Here is a 16,684-nt window from a genome sequence, read left to right as displayed (position 1 = left end):
GCCTGTCGGCCGCTGGTCCGTCGGCCCGTGCCCGTCCGACGGGGGCCCGTCGCCCGGTGGTCCGCCGGCCCCCTCCACCGGCCGGTGGCCCGGCCACCGGTGGTCCGCCGGAGCGGCTCCGGAGCGCCGCGAAGGGTCAGCCGTCATCACCGCGCATGCCTCTGACGCTTTGTCATCGCGACCCGAAGGCCCTTTGCTGCCATGGCACGAAGCTGCCCGGAGCGCGGGGACGTACCCCGTGAAACGGCTGGGATTCTCTTCGCCATGTACGCCATCCATCTCGAGGTCCCGCCCGGCGAATTCGGGTCGGCGCGGATCGATCCCGACGATCTGGCCAGAGTCGTCCGCCAGATCTCCAGCTGTCAGGTGGAACACGTCTATCTGCCCCGGCCGCCGGAACCCGATCGGCGCTCCGTCGTCTTCGTCTCCGCCGCCTCCGCTCCCGAGGCGGGCACAGGGGTCCTCGCGGCCGTCCGCTTCCTGCTGCGGCCCCCGTCGCAACGGGTGCGGGTCGAGCTGAGGATGCCCCGGAAGGGGCGGGATCTCGGGCTCTGCCACGGGATCGTGTGCGTCGTCGACGACCGCGCGCCCTGACGCTGGCCACTTGCAGCCACTGCACCTTGGTGCCAGGAGATTCCCTTGAAGGGCCCCGCGGGCGGCTGACACATTCATGAAGACGCCGCCGGGTCCCGAGAGCGTCGGACCTCCTCGGAGTCTCCGGGGGTCCGCGCATTCCGCGAGCGCCGCGCATCCCGGGAATGACGTGCGTTCCGAGAATCCCGCGACATCCGAATCCTCCTGATCCACGACTGGGAAAGGCTCCACGTCTATGAATCCTGGTGCGATTTCCAGCGAATCGCTCGATGATTCGCTCACCCTGCACGAGAACTTCGAGCGGATCGCCGCGCGCTTCCCGGAATCCGTGGCGGTCACCGACGGCCGTACGCGACTGACCTACCGCGAACTCGACGTACGCGCCGAGCGGCTGGCCCGTTCGCTGCGGGCGGCCGGCGCCGGGAGGGACCGGCGGGTCGGGCTCTGCGTGGAGCGCGGGACCGATCTCGTCGTCGGAATACTCGGCATCCTCAAGTCCGGTTCCGGATATGTGCCGGTCGACCCGGCCTATCCCGCCGAGCGCCGCGCCTTCGTCCTGGCCGCCTGCGACGCGGACGTCGTCGTCGCGAGCGGTGCCACGGCCGGCCTGGTGGACGGGCGGCGGGTCGTCCTCGTGGACGCCCCCGCCGAGACCGGCCCCGAGGGCGACCGGGCCCCGGCCGGCCACCAGGGCGCGGACGGGGCGAGCCTCGCGTACGTCATCTTCACCTCGGGCTCCACCGGCGAGCCCAAGGGCGTCATGGTCGAACACCGCAACGCCGTCCGGCTCTTCACCGCCACCGCGCCGGTCTTCGGCTTCGACGAGAGCGACGTCTGGACCGCCTTCCACTCCGCCGCCTTCGACTTCTCCGTCTGGGAGGTCTGGGGCGCGCTGCTGCACGGCGGGCGCCTCGTCGTCGTCGGTTCCGACACCGCCCGGGACCCGCGGGCCTTCCACGAGCTGCTGCGCCGCGAGCGGGTCACGGTGCTCAGCCAGACGCCGTCGGCGTTCCGCAACCTCGTCCAGGCGGACGCGGCCGCCCCGGCCGACGACCCGCTCAGCCTGCGGTACGTCGTCTTCGGCGGCGAGAGGCTGGACCACCGCGCGCTGACGCCGTGGACCGACCGGCACGGCCTGGACGCGCCCGCGCTGATCAACATGTACGGCATCACCGAGACCACCGTGCACGTCACCTGGAGGCGGATCTCCGCCGCCGACCTCGCGGGCGACGCCGAGGGCCGCAGCCTGATCGGCGAGCCCCTCGCCGACCTGCGGCTCGACGTCCTCGACGAGCGGGGCCGCTCCCTGCCGGTCGGCGAGGAGGGCGTCCTGCACGTCTCCGGCGCCGGTGTCGCCCGCGGCTATCTGGGCCACCCCGCCCTCACCGCCGAGCGGTTCGTCGAGCGGACCGCCGCCGACGGGACCACCGCGCGCTGGTACGACTCCGGCGACCGCGGGGTCCAGATCGCTCCCGGCACCTTCGCCTACGCGGGCCGCGCCGACCGGCAGCTGAAGGTCCGCGGCTACCGCGTCGAGCCCGGGGAGATCGAGGCCGTCCTCACCCGGCACCCCGAGGTCCGGGACGCCGTCGTCCTCGCGGCCGACTTCGGCGAGGGCGATCCGCGCCTGGTCGCGTACCCCGTGACCACCGCCGATCCGGAGCGGCTCGTCGCCGAGCTGAAGGACGCCGTCGCCGACGCGCTTCCGCGCTACATGGCGCCCTCCGCCTACCTCCCGCTGGACGAGCTGCCGGTCACGGTGAACGGCAAGCTCGACGAGGACGGCCTGCGCAAGCGGCTGGAGCTCCGGCTCGCCGCGACGTCGAAGACCGGAACGGGCGCCGGAGCCGGCGAGACCGTCACGGTCACGGCCGGCTCCGGGGACGAGTCCGTCGAGGACGTCCTGCGGGCCGTCTGGACGGAGGTGCTCGGCACGGACGGCATCGCGGACACCGACGAGTTCTTCGACCTCGGCGGCACGTCCTTCTCCCTGATCCACATGCTCGGCGTCGTCAACGAACGGTTCGAGACCGACCTCAACGTCGGGACGCTCGCCGAGGGCGCGAACATCGCCGCCCTCGCCGCCGCCATCCGCAGCCGGCTCGCCCTCACCTCCCGCTAGGAGCGCAGCACATGACCACGCACGCCCAGAAGTCCTTCGCCCTCTCCGACGAGGAGCTGGCCACCTTCCACCGGCAGGGGTTCATCGGCCCCTTCACGCTGTACCAGCCCGACGAGATGCGGGAGATCTGGCGCAAGACCCGGCTACAGATGCTCGACCGCAGCCACGCCGTCTACCCCGACGACGAGCTGTCCGGGGCCACCAACATCTCGAACTACGACCGCCACCTCGACAACGACTTCCTCGCCGCCCACATCGGCAAGCGGGAGATCGTCGAGCGGGTCGCCTCCATCCTCGGCCCGGACGTCATCTGCTGGCGCACCGAGTTCTTCCCCAAGCACCCCGGCGACGAGGGCACGGACTGGCACCAGGCGGACACCTTCGCCAACGCCTCGGGCACGCCGCAGATCCTGTGGCCGGACAACGCCGAGTTCGGCGGGACCATCACCGTCTGGTCCGCGTTCACCGACGCCAAGGTGGAGAACGGCTGCCTGCAGTTCATCCCCGGCACGCACCAGCAGATGAACTACGACGAGACCAAGCGGATGCACTACGACCCGAACTCGATCAACGGGGTCGACAAGGACGGCGTGCGCCGCGGCTTCTTCGGCTACGACTACCGCGAGCTCCAGGTCGACCCGGACTGGAAGCCCGACGAGGACGCCGCCGTCTCGCAGGTCATGGAGCCGGGGCAGTTCATCATCTTCTGGTCGACGCTGATGCACGCGTCCCACCCGCACGCGGGCCTGACCAACGAGATGCGGATGGGCTTCGCCTCCCGCTATGTCCCGTCCTCGGTCTCCGTCTACCCGGGAAGCGACCACATCGAGGAGTACGGCGGCCGGATCAGCCTGGAGCGCTACGGCAGCGTCCTGGTCAACGGCGCCAACAACAACCCCGCCAACCGCATGGTCACCGAGACCACGCGCGGGAAAAAGTTCTGAGATGACCACGACGACCCTGAGCGTGGTGGAGGCGCTGGAACTGTGCCAGCCCCTCCTGGGATCGGCCCGCGAGACGCTGCGCGTGTTCCCCGCGAACGACCGGGGCGGCGACGCCCTCGGCCCGCGGGACGTCGAGCGGTGCAACGAGGTCCTGGCCGGCATCGGCGCCTCGTACGGGCTGACGGTGCCCCGGTTCGTCTGGCCGGCCCCGGACAAGCCCTCCAGCCTGGAAGTGGCGCTCAGCAACTTCCTCGACCTGGAGCCCGGGGTCTGGCAGCCGGTGGCCGACCGCTCGGGGGAGCCGTCCGGCGGCGCGGCGGGTCTGGCGGGGCTCGCCGCCCTCCCCGGCCGCCGCCGGGTCCGGGCCGAAGGGCTGCCGTCCTTCGACTCGTTCTCCTCGGGGGCCGCCTCGCCGGACGGCGAGGCCGTCGTCCTCGTCCTGCCCTGCGGCGTCCCCGCCGCCCTGTTCCGCCCCTGGCTGGACGAGCTGTCCGCAGACCGGCAGGTCGTGACGTACGAGAACCCGTACCTCTTCGGCGACTGGGAGTCCCTGGACACCCCGGACGGCGACTTCGCCGAGGAGGTCGCCCTCGTCGGGGCGGTGCTCGCGGAGTACGGCCTGCGGCGGGCGCAGCTGATCGGGATCTGCGGCGGCGCCCCCGTGGCGCTCGCGGCGGCCGCCGAGTTCGGCGACCGGGTGGAGACGCTGACCGTCCTCCACCCCGACCTGAACTTCGGCGAGGGGGTCATGCGCACCCCGTTCCAGAAGCAGTTCCAGGGCCTGCTCGCCGGCGCCGCCTCCGGCCACCGCAGGGCCCGGGAGGTCCTCGACCTGTTCCTCGACCCGAACATGCTGTTCGGGGTGCCGACCCGGCTGGCGCCCTACGTCCTCTATCCGTACGGCGACCTGGAGCTCTTCCACCGGTACGCCCGGCTGAACAACGCGCTCATGGCGTACGACGCGAACGAGGCGGCGCGCCGGATCGGGCAGCGGGTGCTCATCGCCACCAGCCGTACCGACCGGATGACCCACCCGGAGACGGCGCACCACTTCCACGGGCTCGTGGCGGGAGCGGCCAGGGTCGCGGAGCGGGACTCCGGAAGCCATCACGACATCCTGATCCCGGACCGGGAGATCTACGCCATGATCCGGGAGTTCGTCGGCGGTGGCGCGTGAACACGGGGACGGATCCGGCCCGGCGGGCGGAGGCCGAGCCGGTCCGTAGTCCGGGCCCGGGGGCGGAGCGCGTGGCCGTGGTCACCCATGTGACGCGCTACGCCGGGCCCGGCTGCGTCGAAGCCCTGCGCAAGGCCGGCTACACCGTGCTCTGCCACGACGAGACCTTCCTCGACGAGGCCGAGCGGACCGCGTACGAGGACGGCCGGGACGGCGCGGTGGCCTGCCCGGCCAGGACCGCGGCGGGCGCGGTCGGGCAGGCCGTGAAGCGGTACGGGCGGCTCGACCTGGTCGTCAGCAACGACGTCCACCCGGCCCGCTACCTGCCGGTCGACCAGGCCGATCCGGCGGAGCTGCGGCAGGCGGCGGAAGCGCTGCTCGTCACTCCGGCGGCGGTCCTCGCCAAGGCGGCGGCGCACATGAAGCGCCGGGGGAGCGGACACATCGTGCTGATGACCTCCGCGGCCCCACTGCGGCCCGAGGCGGGGTTCTCGGCGTACAGCTCGCTGCGGGCCGGAGCCTCCGCCTACGCACGGGCGGCGGCCCGGGAACTGGCGCCGCACGGCGTGACCGTGCACGCCGTCGCGCCGAACTTCCTGCGCAGCGAGACGTACTACCCGCCCGAACTGTGGGAGACGGACGAGGGCCGGGCCCGGCTGCGGGACCTGCTGCCCGCCGGCCGCCTCGGCACGGCGGAGGAGATCGGCGACCTGGTGGTCTTCCTGGGCAGCGGCTCCGCCGACTTCCTCACCGGCGACGTCCTGCACTTCACGGGCGGCTGGATGTAGCGCCGGGCCCTGGCCGCCCGTGCCCCGCGACCCGGCCCCTTCTCCCGTCCGACCGACCCGCCCGAACCGATCAGAAGGAGAGTCCCGCTGTGAGTGCTCGGCAGACAGCACCCGAGGAGAGCGAGGTCGCGCCCGGGCAGAGCCTGGTGGAGCAGGCCCTCGTCGAGATCTGGAAGACGACGCTCGACCGGCCGTCGGTCGGTCCCGACGACGACTTCTTCGCCACCGGGGGCGACTCCCTGCTCGCCCTGGTCACGATCGAGCAGATCAACCAGCGCCTGGGCTGGTCGCTCAACATGGGCGATCTGCTGCGCCACCGGACCATCCGGGCCCTGAGTGCCCACAAGGCGCTGCTCCAGGCCGCCAACACCGAGCGGTCGGTGATCCGGATGAGCAACCAGGGCTCCCGCACCCCGCTGCTGTTCATCCACCCCGGACTCGGCCTGGTCGACGGCTACGCCCGTCTCGTCCGGCTGCTGGGGACGGACCGCGGGTGCTTCGGCCTCCAGTCCCCGCACATCAGCGCGGTGGACGTGCCGGACGACATGCGGGCGATCGCGGAGCAGTACGCGGACCTCATCGAGGACGAGTTCGGCGAGGACGACTTCCACCTCGTGGGGGCGTGCGCCGGCGGGGTGATCGGCTACGAGATCGCCCGGATCGCCGAGGAACGCGGGCTCGGCCTGCGCAAGCTGGTGATCGTCGACGGCTACCTCGACGGTTCGGCCGACCCCGGGGACGCGGAGGACGAGGCCGCCCGGCTCGTCGAGTTCCGCGACGACGTCCTGCGGGTCGTCGACCCCCACACCACGCACCCGCCGCTCGCCCCGGCCGACGCCACCCGGGAGGGCGTCTACCGGGAGATCACCGCCGTGCTGTTCGGGGCCGAGGCGGCCGGTGCGGGAGCGGCCACCCGGTTCGCCGAGCGGCTCCACAAGGCGTTCCGCACCACCGCCCGCGCCCTGGAGACCCACCGCCCCGAGCCGCTCGCCATCGACGCGCTGATGCTCCTGGCGAAGGACAACGAGACGCTGCCGCACTGGCGGTCGGTGATCACGGGCCGGCTGACGACCGAGGTCATGGACTCCGACGAGCACGGGGTGCGGCTCTGCGTGACGGACGCGGCGCACATCGCCGCACGCATCGACGACTTCGTGGGCGAGGGATAGGGCGACATGGACCAGCCGAGCAGCAACCCCTTCGAGGACGAGTCGGGCGTGTACCGCGTCCTGGCCAACGAGGCCGGCGAGCACTCGCTCTGGCCCGACGCCGTCGCGGTCCCGCGGGGCTGGGACACCGTCTTCGGCCCCGACGCCCGGGCCGCCTGCCTCGGGTACGTCGAGGAGCACTGGACCGCCCTGGCACCGGCGGGCTCGCCGGGAAGGGACGGCCGCTCATGACCGCGCGGACGCACGGCCCCACCGCGCCCGGCGCCACCCGGACCTCCGGACTCGTCGCCCGGTTCGAGGAGCGGGTCGCCCTGGAGCCGTCGGCGGTCGCCGTACGCGGGGAGGGCGCCGCCCTCACGTACGAGGAGCTGAACGAGCGGGCCAACCGCGTCGCGCACTGGCTGATCGAGCGGGGGGCCGGCCCCGAGGACACCGTCGCCGTCGCCCTGCCCTCCTCGCCGGACCTGGTCGCCGCCCTCCTCGGCACGCTCAAGGCCGGCGCGATGTACCTCCCGCTCGACCCCGGGTATCCGAGCGAGCGCCTCGCCTACATGACGGCCGACGCCCGCCCGCGCGCCCTGATCACGACCGCCGCGATCGCCCCCGGCCTGGGCCCCGTCGACCCCTCCACAGCCCTGCTCGACCCCTCCACCGGCCTCCCCCGGGGGAGCGGGGCGGCCGGGAACCCGGTGGGCCGCGGCGCCGGCCCCGGCCGGGGGGCGTACACCATCTACACCTCCGGCTCGACGGGCCGCCCCAAGGGTGTGGTCGTCACCCACCGCTCGCTGGCCAACTTCCTGGCCTTCATGTCCGCGCACCATGGCGTGCGCCCCGGGGACGTGGTGCTGTCCACCACCCCGATCTCCTTCGACATCGCGGGACTCGAGCTCTACCTCCCGCTGGTCAACGGCGCCACGCTCCACCTCGTCCCGCGCGCGACCACCGTCGACGGCGCCGCCCTGCGCCGCCGCCTCGCCGAGGCCCGGCCCACACTGGTCCAGGGCACCCCCGCCCTGTGGCAGCTGCTCCGGGAGGCCGGCTGGACACCGGCCGAAGTCCCCGCCGGGACCCGGCTGCTGTGCGGCGGCGAGGCGCTGCCGAAGGATCTGGCCGACTTCCTGTCCGCCGACGGCCACGCCGAGGTGTGGAACCTCTACGGGCCCACCGAGACGACGATCTGGTCCCTGGTCGCCCCCGTGCGCCCGGGCGAGCCGGTCACCATCGGCACCCCGATGCGGAACACCGGAGTCCATGTCCTGGACGAGCGCCTGGCGCCCGTGGCCCCCGGCGAGCCCGGCGAGCTGTACCTCTCGGGCGACGGCCTGGCGCGCGGCTACCACGGCCGGCCCGCGCTCACCGCCGAGCGGTTCGTGGCCTGCCCGTCCGGCCCTCCCGGCACCCGGATGTACCGCACCGGAGACGTCGTACGCCGCCGCGCCGACGGAGCGCTGGACTTCCTCGGCCGGGTCGACGAGCAGGTCAAGATCCACGGATACCGCGTCGAGCTGGGCGAGATCGAGGAGGCGCTGCGCCGCCTGCCCGAGGTCGCCCAGGCACGCGTCGTCGTCCGCGAGGACGCGCCCGGCGCCGACGGCGAGGACCGCGGCGCCGACGGCGAGGACCGCGCCCCCGGCAGCCGCCACCTCGCCGGCTACGTCGTCCCCGCCCCCGGGCACACCCCCGACCCGGCCGCCCTGCGCGACGCGCTGCGCACCTGGCTGCCCGCCCACATGGTCCCCGCCGGCATCGCCGTCCTCGACCGCTTCCCGCTCACCCCGGCCGGCAAGGTGGACCGCAGGGCCCTGCCCGCGCTGGAGTTCGCGCACTCCGCTCCGTACCGCGCACCCGCCACCGACCGCGAGCGGGCCGTCGTGGACCTCTTCCGGGAGGTGCTGCGCGTCGCCCGGGTCGGCGCCGACGACAGCTTCTTCGACCTCGGCGGCAACTCGCTGCTCGCCACCCGGCTCGTCGCCCGCGTCCGTTCCGCCCTCGCCGTCGAACTCCCCCTGCGCGCCGTCTTCGAGGACCGCACCCCCGCCGCGCTCGCCCGGCGCCTCGACGGCGGCGCACCCGCCCGCCCCGCGCCCGGCGTGCGGCAGCGCGGCGCCCGCGTGCCCGTGTCCTACGCCCAGCAGCGCCTGTGGTTCCTGCACCGCCTGGAAGGACCCAGCGCCACCTACAACCTGCCCATCGCCGTCCGCCTCACCGGAGAGCCGGACCTCGCCGCCCTGCGCGCGGCCGTCGGCCACCTGCTCGTACGGCACGAGAGCCTGCGGACGTACTTCGCCGAAGGACCGTCGGGCGCCGAGCAGATCGTCGTCCCGGCCGGCGAGGCGCGGGTCCACGTCACCCTCCACGACGTGCCCGAGGACGCCCTGCGCGCGGCGGTGGACCGGGCCGCCGGACACCTCTTCGACCTGGCCGCCGACATCCCGGTCCGCGTCGACCTCTTCCGCACCGGCCCCCGCGACCACGTCCTGCTGCTGTGCATCCACCACATCGCCAGTGACGGCTGGTCCCTCGCCCCGCTGGTCAAGGACCTGTCCGACGCCTACACCGCCCACCGCGCCGGCACCGCCCCGGACGCCCCCGCGCTCGGCGTGCAGTACGTCGACTACACCCTCTGGCAGCGCGAGCTGCTCGGCTCCGCCGACGACCCCGGCTCCACGATGTCCCGGCAGCTCGCCTACTGGCGCGAGCGGCTGGCGGGCGCCCCCGCCCTCCTCGACCTGCCCACCGACCGGCCGCGCCCCGCACTCGCCACCTTCCGCGGGGACGTCGTCCGCTTCGACGTGCCCGCCGTGCTCACCGAACGGCTCCAGGCGCTCGCCCGGCGCGAACGCGCCAGCCTGTTCATGGTGCTCCAGGCGGCGGCCGCGACCCTGCTGACCAAGCTCGGGGCGGGCACCGACATCCCCCTCGGCTCCCCGCTCGCCGGCCGCGCCGACAGTGCCCTCGACGACCTCGTCGGCTTCTTCGTGAACACGCTGGTCCTGCGCACCGACACCTCCGGCAACCCCGCCTTCACCGAACTCCTCGCCCGGGTCGGCGCGTCGAACCTCGGCGCGTACGAGCACCAGGACCTGCCTTTCGAGTACCTCGTCGAGGTCCTCGACCCGGCCCGCACCACCAGCCACCACCCGCTGTTCCAGGTCATGCTGGTGCTCCAGAACAACATCGAGCCCGACTGGCGGCTCGACGGCCTCGCCGCCGTCCACGAGACCGTGCCCACGCACACGTCCAAGTTCGACCTGACGATCGAGCTGACCGAGCGCTTCGCGTCCGACGGACGTCCCGCCGGCCTGCGCGGCGAGATCGAGTACGCCACCGATCTCTTCGACCGGGAGACCGTGGAACAGCTCGCCCGCCGGTTCCTACGCGTCCTCGGCACGGTCGCCGCCGACCCCGCCCGCCGCCTGGACGCCATCGACCTCCTCGACGAGGAGGAGCGCGCCACCCTCCTCGACGGGTGGAACGCGACCGCGCTCGACCTGCCCGACACGACCTTCCCCGCCCTCTTCGAGGCCCAGGTCGCCCGTACCCCCGACGCGCTCGCCCTCGTCCACGAGGACACCGAGGTCGGCTACGCCGACCTCGACCGGCAGGCCAACCGCATCGCCCGGTGGCTGATCGCCCACGGCATCGGCCGGGACGACGTCGTCGGCCTGTCCCTGCGCCGCTCGCCCGAGCTGCTCGCCTGCCTCCTCGGCATCCTCAAGGCCGGCGGGGTCTACCTCCCGCTCGACCCCGACTACCCCGCCGACCGGCTCGCGTTCATGGTCGAGGACACCCGGCCCAAGGCGCTCCTGACCACCGGCGACCTGCTCGCCAAGCTGCCCCCCGACGCCGCCGGCGTGCTCCGGCTCGACCTCGCCGACCCGGACGCGCGTGCCGGGCTGGCCGCGCTTCCCGGCCACGCCCCCACCGACGCGGAGCGCCGCGCCCCGCTGCGGCCCGAGGACCTCGCGTACGTCATCTACACCTCCGGATCCACCGGCCGGCCCAAGGGCGTCGCCGTCACCCACCGGGGCATCCCCAACCTGGCCCGCGGCTATATCGAGCGGTTCCGGCTCGACACCGGCTCCCGCTTCCTGCAGTTCTCCTCGATCAACTTCGACCCGACGTTCTGCGAGATGTGCTGCACCCTCCTCGCGGGCGCGGCCGTCATCCTGACCTCGCCGGAGGAACTGCTCTCGCCGGACCGCCAGCGCGCCCTGACCGCCCGCTTCCGGCCCACCCACATCACCTTCTCGCCGACGATCCTCGGCTCCATGGCCGAGGACGCCCTCACGGACGTGCCGCACCTCATGGTGGCCGGCGAGGCCTGCCCGCCCGGGCTCGCCGCGACCTGGTCGCGCGGGCGCACGATGATCAACGCCTACGGCCCGACCGAGGCGACCGTCGACTCCCTGTACTGGGAGTGCGGCAGCGCGGGCCCGGAGTTCGAGGCCGACTCGGTGCCGGTGGGCCGCCCGCTGCCCAACACCCGCGTGTACGTCCTGGACGCCGCGCTGCGGCCGGTCCCCCCGGGCGTCACCGGCGAGCTGTACCTCGCGGGGCACGGACTGGCCCGCGGCTACCTCAACCGTCCCGGCCTGACCGCCGAACGGTTCGTCGCCTGCCCCTACGGTCCGCCCGGCGGCCGCATGTACCGCACCGGCGACCTGGCGAAGTGGCGCACGCTCCCCTCCGGCCAGGGCGTCGTGGACTTCGTCGGACGCGCCGACGACCAGGTCAAGATCCGGGGCATGCGCATCGAACCCGGCGAGATCGAGGCCGTCCTCGACACCCACGAGCGCGTCGCCCGGTCGGTCGTCGTCGTCCGCGAGGACACCCCCGGCCACCAGCAGCTCGTCGGCTACGTCGTACCGAGGACGTCCGACGCGGCCGGCCGCGCCCGGGCCGGGCTCGCCGACGACATCGCCCACGTCGACCGGTGGCTGGAGATCCACGAGCAGGGCTACAGCGAACAGGAGGACCTGGGCGTCGAACAGGACTTCACCGGCTGGAACAGCAGCTACGACAACCGGCCCATCCCCCTGCCGGAGATGCGCGAGTGGCAGGCCGCCACCGTCGGCCGCGTCCTCGACCTGAGGCCCCGTCATGTCCTGGAGGTCGGCGTCGGCTCCGGACTCGTCCTGTGGCAGGTCGCCCCGCACGTGGAGACGTACACGGGCGTCGACTTCTCGCCCTCCCTCATCCAGACGCTCGGCGCCCGGGTGCAGGAGTCGGACGCGCTGCGCGACCGGGTCGTGCTGCGCAGCCTCGCCGCCCACGAGATCGGCGACCTGGCCGGCCGGCGCTTCGACACCGTCGTCGTCAACTCGGTCGCCCAGTACTTCCCCAGCGTCGCCTACCTCGTCGACGTCCTCAGGCAGGCCATGGACCTGCTGGAGCCGGGCGGCCGGATCTTCCTCGGCGACATCCGCCACCTGCGGCTGCTCCACCCCTTCCTCACCGCGACCGCCCTGCACGGCGGCGCCCACGCGGACGACCCGGTCACCGCCGTACGCGACCTGGTCGACCACACCGTGCGGCTGGAGGGCGAACTCCTGCTCGACCCGGCGTTCTTCAGCCGGATCGCCGAGGAGATCGATGACGTCGCGGGTGTCGACATCCAGCTCAAGCGCGGCCGCTTCCGCAACGAACTGACCGACTTCCGCTACGAGGTCGTCCTGCACAAGCGGGGCGCCGCGCTCGTCTCCGTGGGCGACGCGGAGGAGGTCGCCTGGCAGGACGGCCCCGGCGCGGCGGGCTCGGGCGCTTCGGACGCCACCGGCCCGGACGGCTCCGGCACCGCGGGCCTGGGCGCCCTGCGGGACCGGCTGGAGCGCACGCGCCCGGCCGTGCTCCGCGTCACCGGCATCCCCAACCACCGGGTCGCCGCCGAGGTCGAGGCGGCGCGCCTGATGCGCACCGAACAGTCCGCCCGCGTGCGCGACCTGGGCCTCGGCACCCGCGCCCGCCCCGGCGTCGATCCCGAGGCCGTCCACGCGCTGGCCGGGCGGCTCGGCTACACCGCCCGGCTGACCTGGACGGACACTCCGGGGGGCGACCGCTTCGACGCGGTGCTGCTCGCCGGGGACACCGTCCACCCCCTGCTGACGGACCTCTTCGTCCCCCGGGCGTCCGACGGCCGGTCGCTCTACGACCACGGCAACGACCCGCGCGCGCAGGAGCACGGCCGCGCCCTCGCCCTGGACGTCCGGCGCCACGCGGCCCGGACCCTCCCGGAGCACATGGTGCCCGCGGCCGTCGTCCCCCTCGACACGCTCCCGCTCACCCCCAACGGCAAGCTCGACACCCGCCGCCTGCCGGCACCGGACTTCACCCCCCGGGCCGCCCGGCCGCCGCGCACCGCACAGGAGATCACCCTCGCCCGCCTCTTCGCCGAGGTCCTGGCTCTGGAGACCGTCGGCGTCGACGACCGCTTCTTCGACCTCGGCGGCGATTCCATCCGCTCCATCCAGCTGGTCAGCCGGGCCCGGGCCGAGGGGTTCGTGATCACCCCCCGGGACGTCTTCCGGCACCAGACCGTGGAGGCACTGATCGCCCACGCCGGCCGGCGGACCGCCGCCCCCGGCCCGGAGAGGACGGCGGCCGCCGAACTGCCCCTCTGGCACAAGGTGCTGGAGACCCCCGACCCGGCGTACGGGACACCCGGCGGCGCCCGGGCCGAGTCGGTCCGCGTGCTCCCGCCGGACCTCGCGGAGGCGCTGCTGAGCGCCCTGCCGCGGATGTTCCACGCCCGGCCCGCGGACATCGCCCTCGCCGCGCTCGCCCCGGCGCTCATCGAGTGGCGCGGGCGGAGGGTCCCCGAGGCCTTGTCGGCGCTCCGCGTCGACCTCGCGACGCCGTCGGTCCCCGACCCCGTTCCGGTCCGGCTCACCCCCGGCCTGGCCGACCTGGACCGGAGCCTGACCGACCCGCGCGCCCTCGCCCGCGCCCTGAAGCGGGTCAAGGAGCAGGTCAGAGCGCTGCCGGACGAGGGCCGCCGGTACGCCGAGCTGCGCCGGGCGAGCGCGGACGCCCCCGGGCCGGAAGGGGCGTTCACGCCCTCACAGGTCTGCTTCCGCTACGACGTGGACGCCGCACCGGCTCCGTACCCCCTCCTGCTCGACGTACGGCCATGCGGCGACGGCGGGGCGGAGGCCGTCTGGCGGTGGGACACGGCGCTCTTCCCGGAGGGGGACGTCGCCGCGCTCGCCGACCGGTGGGACGGGCTGCTCGCCGGCCTCGCCGGGCTCACCGGCCATCCGGGCCTCGGCGGGCTCACCCCTTCCGACGTGACGCTCCTGCCGCTCAAGCAGTCCACCCTCACCGCCCTCGAGCGGACCTATCCCGGCCTCCAGGACGTCCTCCCGCTCGCCCCGCTCCAGCAGGGCCTGCTGCTGCACGCCATCGCCGCCGACCCGGAGAAGGACGACGACCCCTACCAGGGGCAGACCCTCTTCGACCTGGAGGGCCCCCTCGACCCCGACCGGCTGCGGCACGCCGCACACGGTCTCCTGGCCCGCCACGCCAACCTGCGGGCGAGCTTCGCCGTACGCGGCCTGGAGACACCCGTCCAGGTGGTGCGGGACGCCGTCGAGCCTCCCTGGAGCTTCCACGACCTCTCCGGGCTCACCCCCGACGGGCAGGCCGCGGCGGCGGACCGGATCGTCGCCGCGGACGCGGCGCTCCGCTTCGACCTGGCGGCCGGCCCCATGCTCCGCTTCTGCCTGCTGCGGTTCTCCGACACCCGCCACCGGCTCCTCGTGGCGGACCACCACATCCTCCTCGACGGCTGGTCCATGCCCGTCGTCTGGCAGGACCTGTTCGACCTCTACGCGGGCCGCGCCGCAGACCTGCCGCCGGTCACCCCCTTCCGCGACTACCTCGCCTGGCTGGCACGCCAGGACCGCCAGGGCGCGCTCGACGCCTGGCGGGAGTACCTCGCGGGCTTCGGGGGGCCGACCCTCGTCGGGCACCCCGGCCTCGCCTCCCACGTCCTGCCCCTCACCACCACCGCCCTCCTCCCGGCGGCGCTGACCCGCGACCTGGAGCGGGCCTGCGCCCGCCTCGGCGTCACCCTGAACACCGCGCTCCAGACGGCCTGGGGCATCCAGCTGGGCCGGCTCACCGGCACCACCGACGTGGTCTTCGGCACCACCGTCTCGGAGCGTCCGGCCGAGATCGACGGCATCGAGTCCGTCGTCGGCCTGCTCATCAACACCGTTCCCCTCCGCGTCCTTTCACGGCCCGGCGAGCCGCTCCGCGAGACCCTGCGCCGGGTCCAGTCCGCCCAGCTGGAGGTGTTCCCGCACCGCCATCTCGGCCTGACCGAGATCCAGCGGCTGGCCGGGGCGGGCGAGATCTTCGACGCGTACTACGTCTTCCAGAACTACCCTGACCAGACCGGCCCGTTCGCCGGTGCCGACGGGCCGCGTGTGCGCGAGCGGACCCAGGGCGCCAAGGGCGTCTCCCACTATCCGCTCGGCATCACGGTCATCCCGGGGGAGCGGCTGGAGATCCTCTTCGGCCACCACCCCGACCTGTTCGACCGGCGACGGATCGACACCATCAAGGACTCACTCATCGACATCATCGAAGCGATCGCTGCGGAGGGTCCGGCGTGAAGAACCTCCTGGCCCTCGTCCGTGAACTGCCCGTCGCCGTCCGGATCCTGCTGTTGTGCGCCATGGCGCGCTCGGTCAGTTTCTTCGGCATCCTGGCCTATCTGCCGATCTACCTGAACGACTCGCTGGACATGAACGGCGCCACCGTCGGCTACGTCCTCGGCGTGTGCCTGCTCGTGGGCACGATGGTGAGCGTCTACGGCGGCTATCTCGCCGACCGGTTCGTGAAGGTCCACTTCATGATCGTCCTCGACGTCGTGCTGACCGTGCTCTACGCCGCCCTGCCGATGGTCGGCTCCCCGTTCCTGGTCGTGGGCATCCTGCTCGTCGCCAACACCGCCTCCTCCTCGATGAGCGTCACCGCCAACGCGCTCCTCGCCGACCTGCTGCCCTCGGAGAACCGGGCGAAGGTCTTCTCGCTGCGCTACTCCCTGCAGAACATCGGCGCCGCCGTCGGGCCGTTCCTCGGCGTGTGGACCGTGCAGGCCGGCCCGGGAGGCCCGTTCCTGCTGGCCGCCGGCGTCATCTTCGCGGCCCTGCTGCCCCTGGTGATATACCGCGGGCTGTTCACGGCGACCGGCGCGTCCGAGGACCGGGCCGCCGACGCCGCCTCCTCCGACGAGGAGTCGATGAACTTCCGCGAGGTCCTGCGGGTCATGCGGGCCGACCGCCGGCTCGGACTCTTCACCCTCGGCGGCATCCTCAGCATCGTCGTCTACGGGCCCCTGCTGACCTACATGTCGCAGTACCTGGTCCTCGTCGAGTCCCGCGACTCCGCCTACCGGCTCGTCGCCTACATCTCGGCCGCCAACGCGATCGTCGTCATCTCCACGCAGTACGTGATCGGCAGCCGGCTGAAGGAGAAGACGCTGCTGCGCTGGCTGACCTGGGGGACCGGGGCGTTCGTACTCGGCCTGATCGGCATGGCCCTGTCGACGAACGCCTGGATCATCGTCGCCGCGATCGTCGTCTTCACCATCGGCGAGGTCATCGTCGTGCCGGCCGAGTACATGTTCATCGACGCCATCGCCCCGAGCCACCTGCGCGGCAGCTACTTCGGCGCCCAGAACCTCGTCCACATCGGGGTGGCCATCGGCCCGATCATCTGCGGCTTCCTCCTCGTCCACGCCTCCCCGGCCGCGATGTTCGCCGCGCTGGTCGCCCTGGTGATCGCCGGCTGGTGGTTCTACGTCCTCGGCTGCCGGGCCACCGTCCCCGGGACGGCCACCGCCCGCCTCCCCGACGCCCGGAAAGTGAACCCGTGAGGTGACC

The 16,684-nt window shown here is 73.5% G+C and carries 9 protein-coding genes; all 9 read left to right on the top strand.

What is annotated here, in order from left to right:
- Positions 1–264: 264 nt before the first annotated feature.
- Entirely contained in the window at positions 265–594 is a 330-nt protein-coding gene (locus AB0K65_RS00550; protein ID WP_365712796.1) for a hypothetical protein, read from the top strand.
- A 235-nt stretch (positions 595–829) separates the two neighbouring features.
- Positions 830–2,716 carry an amino acid adenylation domain-containing protein gene (locus tag AB0K65_RS00545; protein WP_365712794.1) on the top strand — a complete coding sequence of 629 codons (1,887 nt, stop codon included), beginning with the start codon at positions 830–832 and terminating at the stop codon, positions 2,714–2,716.
- Between the two features lie 11 nt (positions 2,717–2,727).
- Positions 2,728–3,660 (top strand): chlorinating enzyme, encoded by a 933-nt coding sequence (locus AB0K65_RS00540; RefSeq protein WP_365712792.1) that lies wholly within the window; start codon positions 2,728–2,730, stop codon positions 3,658–3,660.
- A 1-nt stretch (position 3,661) separates the two neighbouring features.
- On the top strand, positions 3,662–4,837 hold the full coding sequence (locus AB0K65_RS00535; protein ID WP_365712790.1) for an alpha/beta hydrolase: 1,176 nt from the start codon (positions 3,662–3,664) through the stop codon (positions 4,835–4,837).
- 77 nt (positions 4,838–4,914) lie between these two features.
- A complete protein-coding gene (locus tag AB0K65_RS00530) occupies positions 4,915–5,625 on the top strand; it encodes an SDR family oxidoreductase (protein ID WP_365712788.1) in 711 nt (236 codons plus the stop codon).
- An 89-nt stretch (positions 5,626–5,714) separates the two neighbouring features.
- Positions 5,715–6,794 (top strand): phosphopantetheine-binding protein, encoded by a 1,080-nt coding sequence (locus tag AB0K65_RS00525; RefSeq protein WP_365712786.1) that lies wholly within the window; start codon positions 5,715–5,717, stop codon positions 6,792–6,794.
- A 6-nt stretch (positions 6,795–6,800) separates the two neighbouring features.
- Entirely contained in the window at positions 6,801–7,025 is a 225-nt protein-coding gene (locus AB0K65_RS00520) for an MbtH family protein (protein WP_365712784.1), read from the top strand.
- Complete coding sequence (locus AB0K65_RS00515) at positions 7,022–15,412, top strand: amino acid adenylation domain-containing protein (protein ID WP_365712782.1); 8,391 nt, start codon at positions 7,022–7,024, stop codon at positions 15,410–15,412. Before AB0K65_RS00520 ends, AB0K65_RS00515 begins: the two co-directional genes overlap by 4 nt.
- Positions 15,409–16,677, top strand: coding sequence for an MFS transporter (locus AB0K65_RS00510; RefSeq protein WP_365712780.1), 1,269 nt, complete (start codon positions 15,409–15,411; stop codon positions 16,675–16,677). The genes AB0K65_RS00515 and AB0K65_RS00510 overlap by 4 nt, the downstream gene beginning before the upstream one ends.
- The last annotated feature ends 7 nt before the right edge of the window (positions 16,678–16,684 follow it).

It is taken from the genome of Streptomyces sp. NPDC053755 (genome assembly GCF_040677675.1).
GTDB lineage: Bacteria > Actinomycetota > Actinomycetes > Streptomycetales > Streptomycetaceae > Streptomyces.
This window is presented reverse-complemented; position numbering and strand designations above follow the sequence as displayed.